Annotated in this window: 11 protein-coding genes; 4 read left to right on the top strand and 7 right to left on the bottom strand. The window is 64.2% G+C overall.

Annotated elements, in window-relative coordinates; translation table 11 throughout:
* Positions 1-105 precede the first annotated feature (105 nt).
* Positions 106-594 (top strand): YaiI/YqxD family protein, encoded by a 489-nt coding sequence (locus tag AA309_RS24755; protein WP_047191703.1) that lies wholly within the window; start codon positions 106-108, stop codon positions 592-594.
* Here AA309_RS24755 and AA309_RS24760 read toward each other — a convergent pair.
* From AA309_RS24760 to AA309_RS24765, 3 genes are read right to left on the bottom strand one after another with little or no spacing between them, the layout of a single operon-like run.
* Positions 560-1,135, bottom strand: a complete 576-nt coding sequence (locus AA309_RS24760) for a DsbE family thiol:disulfide interchange protein (protein WP_047191704.1) — start codon at positions 1,133-1,135, stop codon at positions 560-562. The genes AA309_RS24755 and AA309_RS24760 overlap by 35 nt on opposite strands.
* Positions 1,128-1,283 (bottom strand): heme exporter protein CcmD, encoded by a 156-nt coding sequence (gene ccmD / locus AA309_RS33540; RefSeq protein WP_084731610.1) that lies wholly within the window; start codon positions 1,281-1,283, stop codon positions 1,128-1,130. The genes AA309_RS24760 and ccmD overlap by 8 nt, the downstream gene beginning before the upstream one ends.
* Positions 1,283-2,023: a heme ABC transporter permease gene (locus AA309_RS24765; protein WP_047191705.1), complete on the bottom strand. Its 741-nt coding sequence runs from the start codon at positions 2,021-2,023 to the stop codon at positions 1,283-1,285. The genes ccmD and AA309_RS24765 overlap by 1 nt, the downstream gene beginning before the upstream one ends.
* Positions 2,024-2,227: 204 nt before the next feature.
* On the opposite strand from AA309_RS24765, the gene AA309_RS24770 reads away from it, so the two are divergent.
* Positions 2,228-3,226, top strand: coding sequence for a M23 family metallopeptidase (locus tag AA309_RS24770; protein ID WP_047191712.1), 999 nt, complete (start codon positions 2,228-2,230; stop codon positions 3,224-3,226).
* Here the strand turns inward: AA309_RS24770 and AA309_RS24775 are convergent.
* Both AA309_RS24775 and AA309_RS24780 read right to left on the bottom strand, forming a co-directional pair.
* Positions 3,210-3,590, bottom strand: coding sequence for an antibiotic biosynthesis monooxygenase family protein (locus tag AA309_RS24775; RefSeq protein ID WP_047191706.1), 381 nt, complete (start codon positions 3,588-3,590; stop codon positions 3,210-3,212). The two genes, AA309_RS24770 and AA309_RS24775, sit on opposite strands and share 17 nt — an antisense overlap.
* Positions 3,587-3,916, bottom strand: a complete 330-nt coding sequence (locus AA309_RS24780) for an NIPSNAP family protein (protein ID WP_047191707.1) — start codon at positions 3,914-3,916, stop codon at positions 3,587-3,589. The genes AA309_RS24775 and AA309_RS24780 overlap by 4 nt, the downstream gene beginning before the upstream one ends.
* Before the next feature lie 80 nt (positions 3,917-3,996).
* On the opposite strand from AA309_RS24780, the gene AA309_RS24785 reads away from it, so the two are divergent.
* Positions 3,997-4,680 (top strand): ArsR/SmtB family transcription factor, encoded by a 684-nt coding sequence (locus AA309_RS24785; RefSeq protein ID WP_047191708.1) that lies wholly within the window; start codon positions 3,997-3,999, stop codon positions 4,678-4,680.
* Positions 4,681-4,688: 8 nt separating this feature from the next.
* Here the strand turns inward: AA309_RS24785 and ccmB are convergent, their stop codons facing one another.
* Together ccmB and ccmA are read right to left on the bottom strand one after the other, a co-directional pair.
* Positions 4,689-5,357, bottom strand: a complete 669-nt coding sequence (ccmB, locus tag AA309_RS24790) for a heme exporter protein CcmB (RefSeq protein WP_047191709.1) — start codon at positions 5,355-5,357, stop codon at positions 4,689-4,691.
* The gene (gene ccmA / locus AA309_RS24795; protein WP_047191710.1) at positions 5,354-5,980 is read right to left on the bottom strand and encodes a heme ABC exporter ATP-binding protein CcmA; all 627 of its coding nucleotides are present in this window, start codon (positions 5,978-5,980) and stop codon (positions 5,354-5,356) included. The genes ccmB and ccmA overlap by 4 nt, the downstream gene beginning before the upstream one ends.
* Before the next feature lie 234 nt (positions 5,981-6,214).
* On the opposite strand from ccmA, the gene acnA reads away from it, so the two are divergent.
* Positions 6,215-8,920: an aconitate hydratase AcnA gene (gene acnA / locus AA309_RS24800; RefSeq protein ID WP_047191711.1), complete on the top strand. Its 2,706-nt coding sequence runs from the start codon at positions 6,215-6,217 to the stop codon at positions 8,918-8,920.
* The last annotated feature ends 309 nt before the right edge of the window (positions 8,921-9,229 follow it).

The raw sequence follows: 9,229 nt of genomic DNA on the forward strand, positions 1-9,229 counted from the left end.
CCCAATCCGTCCACACGGCCTAAGGTTAACAACGGGAATGAACCCGACTTCTAAGGATGTTCTTCGATTCGGGCTAAAGATTGCCGCGAAAGGAATAAATGGCTCATGACCGAGACCTCTCAAGCCATCGTAATCTATGTGGATGCCGATGCCTGCCCTGTGAAGAGCGAGGTCTACAAGGTCTCCGAGCGCCACCGGGTGAAGACCTTCGTGGTGGCCAATACTTTCCTCATGGTGCCGCAAAGTCCGCTGATCGAGCGCGTTGTGGTGAGTGCCAGTTTCGATGCCGCGGATGACTGGATTGCGGAGCGGGCGCGCCGCGGCGCGATCGTGATCACCGCCGATATTCCGTTAGCCCATCGTTGCGTAAGCGCAGGCGCAGACGTGATCGGCCCCACTGGCAAGCCCTTCACGGAAGCCTCCATCGGCATGGCGCTCGCCACGCGAAACCTCATGGAGGATCTGCGCGCCATGGGCGACGTGACCGGCGGGCCAAAGCCGTTTTCTCAGAAGGACCGTTCGGCGTTTCTCTCGGCGCTGGATGTGGCGATCAACCGCCTCAAGCGCGCGGGATTTGGCTTAAGCGCTCCTTGAAGCCTGCGATATTTTCGGGCGTCAGGGGCCCGATGTGCTTGTGGCGGATCATGCCGTCCGGGCCGACGATGAAGGTTTCCGGCACGCCGTAGACGCCCCAATCGATGGAGGCGCGGCCATTCGGATCGACGCCGACGGCGGCATAGGGATTGCCGAGCGCGCCGAGGAAGCGGCGGGCGTTGTCCGGGTTGTCCTTCTGGTTGATGCCCACAAGGCGCACGGACGGGTCCTTCGCGAGGTCCACGAGCAGCGGATGCTCCTGTCGGCACGGCGCGCACCAGGAGGCCCACACATTCACGATGGTGACGCGGCCCTTCAGGTCCTCGTTGGAAAAGCCCGGCACGGGCCTGCCATCGGCGGCGAGGCCTTCGAGCGGTGCGAGGCTGAAGGTGGGCACCGGCTTGTTGAGGAGCACTGAAGGAAGCTCTGCCGGATTGCGGCCCGAGGTGAGCTGCACGAAGAACAGACCCGCCAGGATGACGAAAACGACGACGGGCAGGATGAAGATCAGCCGCGAGCGCGGTGCGGTCGCCTCAGCCACGGCGCGACCTCCGGCCGACACCACGGGATTCGAGCTCGGCGAGCGCACGCACCTGTGCGCGATGGTCGATCACTGCACGAAGGATCAGGCCTGCGATCACGAGCGCCGTGAGAGCATAGGAAAAGACGATGAAGAAGGTATGCGTCATCAGGCAGCCTGGGCATCGAGGCGCTCGGCCTCAAGGATGGTGAGCGTGCGCACGCGGCGGCGCAGAATCTCCGTGCGGATTCCCGACAGATGCAGCGCAACGCCGATAAAGGTGAAAGCGAGCGCCATCACGAGCAGCGGCACGAGCATGGACGGGTGGATCGTCGGGCCGCCGAGACGGAACACCGAAGCCGGCTGGTGAAGCGTGTTCCACCAATCGACGGAGAATTTCACGATCGGCACGTTCACCGCACCGACTAATGTGAGGATCGACACGGCGCGCGCAGCGCGGTTCGGCTCCTCGATGGCGCGCCAGAGCGCGAGAATGCCGAGATAGATGAGCAGCATCACGAGCATGGAGGTCAGCCGCGCATCCCATTGCCAATAGGTGCCCCACATGGGTTTGCCCCAGAGCGAGCCGGTGACGAGGCAGATGAGCGTGAAGGCCGCGCCGATGGGCGCTGCCGCCTTCTGCGACACGTCGGCCAGCGGATGCCGCCACACGAGCGTACCCAAGGCGGAGCTTGCCATGATCATGTAGAAGAACAGGGACAGCCAGGCCGCCGGCACGTGGATGTACATGATCTTCACCATCTCGCCCTGCTGGTAATCGGCGGGCGCGACGAACCAGATCATATAGAGGCCCAGGCCGAGCAGCAGCATGGCCAAGCCCGTGACCCAGGGCAGAAGGGTGCCGCTGAGGCTCATGAAACGGGTGGGATTGGCAAGCTCACGGATCATACGCACGATGTAGCGGCCCTTAAGCACGCCTGCAACGAGGAGCGCTATTTAAGCTGAATAACGATTTCGCCAGAACGGCAGTTCTTTAGTCGCCGAGGGCGCATTCCGGCAATCCGGTATTGTCCTTAAAGCCCTCTCGGGCTTTGCCTTTCATTCGCCATGGGAAAGGCTATGGTCACCCGCATCATTGTTGCGGAGAAAACCATGCGTCTTCCTGCCTTCAGCCTGATTGCCTTGAGCCTCGCTGCGCCGAGGGCTGCGCATGCGCAGGAGATGCTGTTCCGCCTGCCCGCCGCCTGCGAGATCGGGCGCACCTGCTTCATTCAGCACTACGTGGATCACGACTCATCCCCTGAAGCCGAGGATTATCGCTGCGGGACGCTGACCTATGATGGGCATGACGGTACCGATATCCGCGTGCCGACCACGGCCGCGCAAAAAGCAGGCGTCGATGTCGTGGCCGCAGCGGACGGCACGGTTCTGCGCACCCGCGATGGCGTTGAGGATATCTCTCTGTCCGGCCGTAACCGCGAGTCTGTCGAGAACACCGAATGCGGCAATGGAGCCGTCGTCGATCACGGCAATGGCTGGCAGACCCAGTACTGCCACATGGCCAAGGGCAGCCTTGCCGTGAAGCCTGGCGATACTGTCAAGGCCGGCGACAGGATCGGGCGGATCGGCCTGTCCGGCGCAACCGAGTTTCCGCATCTCCATTTCACTGTCCGCAAGGACGGCCAAGTGGTCGATCCCTTCACCTCAGGCCCCGCCAGCCAAGCCTGCGGAGCCGGGCAGCAGGCCTCGCTCTGGGAGCCTTCGGAGCGGAGCGCCCTCGCCTATCAGGCAGGCAGCGTGCTGAACAAAGGATTTGCTCCGGGCCCGGTGTCGATGGAGGCGATCGAATCGGGTTCTGCGGAGCAGAACACACCGACGACCACCTCCCCTGCCCTCGTGGCCTATGTGCGCGCCATCGGCCTCAAAGGCGGTGACGCACAGATTCTCACACTCTTCGATCCCGACGGAAAACCGATTGCCCAGAACAAGGCCCCGCCGCTCGATCGCAACAAGGCGCAATGGATGATGTTTACCGGCATCAGGCAACCTGCAGGCGGCTTCCGGCCCGGTCTCTACCGCGCGATCTATCGCGTGGAGCGGGACGGAAAGCCCGCCATCGAGCAGGCCTTCGGGATCAGCCTTCGCCCGTGACGACAGGAGAAGGAAGTCGCTCGTGCACCGCGCGGCTGTCCGCCGGCGCCTCCTCGCGCTCGTTCAAGCCGTAATCACGGATCACGCTCGCGACGCGCAGGCGATAGTCCCTGAAGGTGCCGGCGCGGCCCTGGCCTTGTGTGGCGCGATGGGAGGGCAGGTTGCGCCACGCCTGCACCGCATCCTCGTCGCGCCAGAACGACAGCGACAGGAGCTTGCCCGGTTCGCTCAGGCTCTGAAAGCGCTCGATGGAGATGAAGCCATCCATCGTGAGCAGATCAGAACGCAGCGCCGTCGCAAGATCGAGATAGTGGTGCCGGCCATCCTCCCCGGCCGGCCAGACTTCGAAGATCACTGCGATCATGGCCGGACGAGCTCCGCATGGGGCGCCGAGGCGAGCCGCAGGAAGATCCGGTCCTCCCGGCGGATGAACTGCTCCTTCCGGGCGAATTCGTAATTGGCACGACCCAGCGGATCGTCCCTCAGGCGCTCGCGATAGGCCTCGTACTCGGCCAAGTTCTTGATGTTGTAGACCCCGTAGGCGACGGTGCTGGAACCCTCGTGCGGTGCGTAATAGCCGATGAGATCGGCGCCGCAGCGGGGAATGGCCTGACCCCAGGAGCGGGCATATTCCTCGAAGGCCGAAACCTTGAATGGGTCGATTTCGTAGCGGATGAAGCAGGTGATCATCGGTCGGGATCCTAGTTGATTTGCAACACGAGCCGTCTTACCCGATTGTTCGACGCCAATAGTTCGGCTATGGTCGAAGTATGAAAGAAGGTCCCGTCATCGCCTCCGTGGCCGCGCTTCTCGGCGATCCGGCCCGTGCCAATATTCTCACCGCCCTCATGGATGGACGGGCACTGACGGTGAGCGAGCTTGCCGAGGCGGCTGGCGTCACGCTCCAGACAGCAAGCGGGCACTTGTCCAAACTTGAGGCGGCCAATCTGCTGACGGCGGAGAAACAGGGGCGGCACCGGTATTACCGGCTCTCGGGTCCGGACGTGGCCGAGGTCCTGGAAGCTCTGATGGGCCTGGCCCAGCGCACGGGGGCAACGCGTGTGCGGACCGGCCCGAAAGATGCGGCGCTCAGATCTGCCCGCACCTGCTATGATCACCTCGCCGGCGAACGGGGCGTCGCCCTGCTCAGGGGAGCCCAGCGGCAGGGCCTTATCGAAGACGGGCAGGATCTGGCCCTGACCGACAAGGGCCGCGCTTTCTTCGCCGCGTTCGGAATCGATCTGGCGGCCCTGGAGAAGGGGCGTCGCCCCGTCTGCCGCGCCTGCCTCGACTGGAGCGAGAGGCGCAGCCATCTCGGCGGCGCTCTGGGCGCAGCGGTGCTCTCCCGAATGATCGAGAGGCAATGGGTCCGGCGCGAGTCCGGGCGCGTGCTGACTTTCACCCGCGAAGGCGCGGACGGATTCGACGCGGCGTTCGGCCCGGCTGCCCGCTGAGCGCCGTCTTACTCGGCCGACCGCAAGGCCGCCGCCGTGCCGGCTGTGCCGACCACGGCTGAAATCAGCGTCAGCGCAATGAGAATGAGAAAAGGCGTCGCAAAGGGCACCGTGCCGCCCACCGCAGCATTCGCCGCCGAGACGCCGAAGATCAGGGTCGGGATCATGAAGGGCAGCACCAGGATCGCGAGGATCAGGCCGCCGCGCCGCAGCGAGGCCGTGAGCGCCGCGCCCACCGCGCCGATGAAGGTGAGCGCGGGCGTGCCGACCAGAAGCGTCACCACCATGGCGAGCATGCCCTCGGGCGAGAGCGCCACGAGGAGCCCGAAGAGCGGCGTGGCAATCGCGAGCGGCAGTCCGGTCGTTAGCCAATAGGCGGTGACCTTGGCGAGCACGATCAGTTCGAGCGGCGCGGGCGAGAGACGGAGCAGTTCAAGCGAACCATCCTCCTGGTCAGCCTGGAACAGCCGGTCGAGGCCAATGAGAGTCGCGAGCAAAGCTGCGATCCAGAGAATCGCCGGGCCGATTCGCGATAGCAGGTTGAGATCCGGCCCGAGCGCGAAGGGGATCAGCGTGACGATCATCAGGAAGAAGATGAGGCCCATGACGCCCGAACCGCCCACGCGCGCGGCGAGCTTCAGGTCGCGAATCAGGAGCGCACGGAAGGAGCGGGTCATGGCACCTCTCTCTCGATGCGAGCCGATTGGCGCTCGATCCGGATCTCTTTCGGTTCGGAGAGAAACAGCGGCGAATGGGTGGTGGCGGCGATCATGCCGCCTTGTGCGCGGTGATTCTCAAGGAGTTGACGGAGGGTCTCCTGCGAGGCGGCATCGAGCGCCGAGGTCGGCTCGTCGAGAAGCCAGAGAGGGCGATGCGCCACGAGAAGGCGGGCCAATGCTACGCGATGGCGCTGTCCCGCCGAGAGATAGCCCACCGGCAGCCGGGCCGCATGGGCAAGGCCCACGGCCTCCAGCGCCTCAGCAGGGGACAATGCAGGGTTACCGAGGAAATCACGGGCGAAGTCCAGGTTCTCCTGGGCGGTCAGCGCGCTTTTGAGCGCGTCCCGATGGCCCACGTAATGAAGGCATTCGGTGAGGCTGCGCTCGCCCGCTCCTTCCCAGATGATCTTTCCGCCGGCAGGATGGAGACGCCCGGCGAGCAGCTCGAGCAGGGTCGACTTCCCGGCACCGTTGCGCCCGGTGATCACCAGGGCCTCACCGGACAGAAGGGTGAACGACACGCCCTCGAAGATCCGGCGCCCGCCTCGATCACAGGCCAGATTGTTAACGCTCAGACGCAAACTCGTCCCCTACTTTCGGAGCACTGCCCTCTTTGCACCCCAGAACCGTTCTAAACCGTGTAGCGGGATGGTTGGAAATGATCTATAGCACCCTCGGCTGCGCCGCGCGCCAAGGCGTCCAATCCGCCTCGCGCGCTTTTCCCCTGTCCGGGCGCCCCCGGAGCGGCGCGCGCTTTTCGCGCTTTCGGCCGAACAAACTGTTCGTTCGTAACCCAATGCACGCGAGGATTCGCCGTGACGCTCAACAACAGCTTCAATGCTCGCCAGACACTTCATGTCGGTGACAAGACCTACACCTACTACTCCCTCGTCGAGGCCGAGAAGAACGGTCTCAACGGAGCCTCGAAGCTGCCCTTCTCCATGAAGGTGCTGCTCGAGAACCTGCTCCGCTACGAGGATGGCCGCACGGTCACGAAGGCCGACATCCAGGCCGTGGCCGCCTGGCTCCACAACAAGGGCAAGGACGAGAAGGAAATCGCCTACCGCCCCGCCCGCGTCCTGATGCAGGACTTCACCGGCGTCCCGGCCGTGGTGGATCTCGCCGCCATGCGCGACGCCATGAAGAACCTCGGCGGCGACCCGCGCAAGATCAACCCGCTGGTCCCCGTCGATCTCGTGATCGACCACTCGGTGATCGTGGACGAGTTCGGCACGCCGAAAGCCTTCGACCGCAACGTGGAGCTGGAATACCAGCGCAACGGCGAGCGCTACCGCTTCCTCAAGTGGGGCCAGACCGCCTTCGAGAACTTCTCGGTCGTTCCCCCCGGCACCGGCATCTGCCACCAGGTGAACCTGGAGTTCCTTTCCCAGACCGTGTGGACCCGCAAGGACACGGCCTCGGGTGAGGAAGTGGCCTATCCGGACACCCTCGTCGGCACCGATTCGCACACCACCATGGTCAACGGCCTCGCCGTTCTCGGCTGGGGCGTGGGCGGCATCGAGGCTGAGGCCGCCATGCTCGGCCAGCCGGTCTCCATGCTTATTCCCGAGGTCATCGGCTTCAAGCTCACGGGCAAGCTGAAGGAAGGTGTGACCGCCACCGACCTCGTGCTCACCGTCACCCAGATGCTGCGCAAGAAGGGCGTCGTCGGCAAGTTCGTGGAATTCTACGGCCCCGGCCTCAACGACATGTCGGTTGCCGACCGTTCCACCATCGGCAACATGGCCCCGGAATACGGCGCGACCTGCGGCTTCTTCCCCGTAGACCAGAAGACCATCGATTATCTTCGCACGACCAGCCGCACGGACGAGCGCGTGGCTCTGGTCGAGGCTTACGCCAAGGCCCAGGGCATGTGGCGCACGGCCGAGACGCCGGACCCGGTTTTCACCGACACCCTCGAGCTCGACCTCGGCGACGTGGTTCCCTCACTCGCCGGCCCCAAGCGTCCCCAGGACCGCGTGACTCTCGACAACTCCAAGACCGAGTTCCTCGGCGCCATGGAGAAGGAATTCCGCAAGGCTGGCGAAACGGCCAAGCGCGTGAAGGTTGAGAACGCCAATTACGATCTCGGCCACGGCGACGTGGTGATCGCGGCGATCACCTCCTGCACCAACACCTCGAACCCGAGCGTGATGATCGGCGCAGGCATTCTCGCCCGCAATGCGGTCGCCAAGGGGCTGAAGTCCAAGCCGTGGGTGAAGACCTCGCTCGCGCCCGGGTCGCAGATCGTCGAGGAATACTTCAAGAAGGCTGGCCTCCAGGACGACCTGGATGCGCTGGGCTTCAACCTCGTCGGCTTCGGCTGCACCACCTGCATCGGCAACTCGGGTCCGCTGCCGGAGAACATCTCGAAGGCGATCAACGACAACGATCTCGTGGCCGTGTCGGTGCTCTCGGGCAACCGCAACTTCGAAGGTCGCGTGAACCCCGACGTGCGCGCGAACTACCTCGCTTCGCCTCCGCTGGTCGTGGCCTACGCTCTCGCCGGCTCCATGCTCGTGGACCTCACGAAGGATCCGCTGGGCACGGGTTCCGACGGTCAGCCGGTCTATCTGAAGGACATCTGGCCGTCCTCGGCGGAAGTGCAGGAGTTCATCGATCGCACGATCACGAGCGAGCTGTTCAAGACCCGCTACTCGGACGTGTTCGCCGGTGACGCCAACTGGAAGAAGGTCACCTTCGAACCGGGCCTCACCTACGAGTGGCCCCCCGGTTCGACCTATGTGCAGAACCCGCCTTACTTCGAGGGCATGACCAAGGAGCCGAAGCCGGTCACGGATATCGTGAACGCCCGCATCCTCGGTCTCTTCCAGGACTCGATCACCACCGACCACATCTCGCCTGCCGGCAACATCCGCGCGGCATCGCCCGCCGGCACGTACCTGCAGGAGCGCCAGGTCGCGGTCGCCGACTTCAACCAGTACGGCACCCGTCGTGGTAACCACGAGGTCATGATGCGCGGCACATTCGCCAATATCCGCATCAAGAACCAGATGGTGAAGGACGAGAGCGGCCACGTGGTCGAGGGCGGCTACACGATCCATCAGCCCTCCGGCGAGCGGATGTTCATCTACGACGCCGCCATGCGCTACAGGGACGAGGGCGTTCCGCTGGTCGTTCTCGCCGGCAAGGAATACGGCACCGGCTCGTCCCGCGACTGGGCGGCCAAGGGCACGAGCCTGCTTGGCGTGCGCGCCGTGATCGCCGAGAGCTTCGAGCGCATTCACCGCTCGAACCTGGTCGGCATGGGCGTGGCTCCCTTCGTGTTCGAAGGCGACACCTCCTGGGCGTCGCTGGGCCTGAAAGGCGACGAGACCATCACCATCAAGGGCCTCGCCGGCGACCTGAAGCCGCGTCAGCGCATGGATCTGGAGATCACCTCCGCCGACGGTTCGGTGAAGCGCGTTCCGGTGCTCTGCCGCATCGATACACTCGAGGAGGTCGAGTACTTCCGCAACGGCGGCATCCTGCACTACGTGCTGCGCCAGCTTGCGGCATAAGGCAAAAACAAAACGCCCGCTCTTCGAATGAGGAGCGGGCTTAAGCTGAGTGAAGAAGCCTGGGCCATCATTGTATCGCCCAGGCTTTTGCTGGATCGGCCCGCTTCCAAGATATGGAAGACCGCCAGCGGACTTGTCGATGAGAGCTGCCGTTTCGGCTGCAGCCCGATGAGGTTCATCGCCTCAGATGATGGTGAACTCGGAATAGGCAAGCACGGCCTTGTTGGTGAACTGGGCGATCAACACCTTCGCGGCCGCCCCCGAGCCGTCGGCATCGTAGTAGAGATAGCCCTTGGCCCGGTCGTAGAT

This window comes from Microvirga vignae (assembly GCF_001017175.1).
Taxonomy (GTDB): domain Bacteria; phylum Pseudomonadota; class Alphaproteobacteria; order Rhizobiales; family Beijerinckiaceae; genus Microvirga; species Microvirga vignae.

Excerpts from the sequence above, each read along its gene's own strand:
- AA309_RS24785 (WP_047191708.1), top strand. The coding sequence starts at position 3,997 with ATGAAAGAAGGTCCCGTCATCGCCTCCGTGGCCGCGCTTCTCGGCGAT.
- AA309_RS24765 (WP_047191705.1), bottom strand. The coding sequence starts at position 2,023 with ATGATCCGTGAGCTTGCCAATCCCACCCGTTTCATGAGCCTCAGCGGC.
- ccmB (WP_047191709.1), bottom strand. The coding sequence starts at position 5,357 with ATGACCCGCTCCTTCCGTGCGCTCCTGATTCGCGACCTGAAGCTCGCC.
- AA309_RS24780 (WP_047191707.1), bottom strand. The coding sequence starts at position 3,916 with ATGATCACCTGCTTCATCCGCTACGAAATCGACCCATTCAAGGTTTCG.
- AA309_RS24775 (WP_047191706.1), bottom strand. The coding sequence starts at position 3,590 with ATGATCGCAGTGATCTTCGAAGTCTGGCCGGCCGGGGAGGATGGCCGG.
- AA309_RS24770 (WP_047191712.1), top strand. The coding sequence starts at position 2,228 with ATGCGTCTTCCTGCCTTCAGCCTGATTGCCTTGAGCCTCGCTGCGCCG.
- ccmD (WP_084731610.1), bottom strand. The coding sequence starts at position 1,283 with ATGACGCATACCTTCTTCATCGTCTTTTCCTATGCTCTCACGGCGCTC.
- AA309_RS24755 (WP_047191703.1), top strand. The coding sequence starts at position 106 with ATGACCGAGACCTCTCAAGCCATCGTAATCTATGTGGATGCCGATGCC.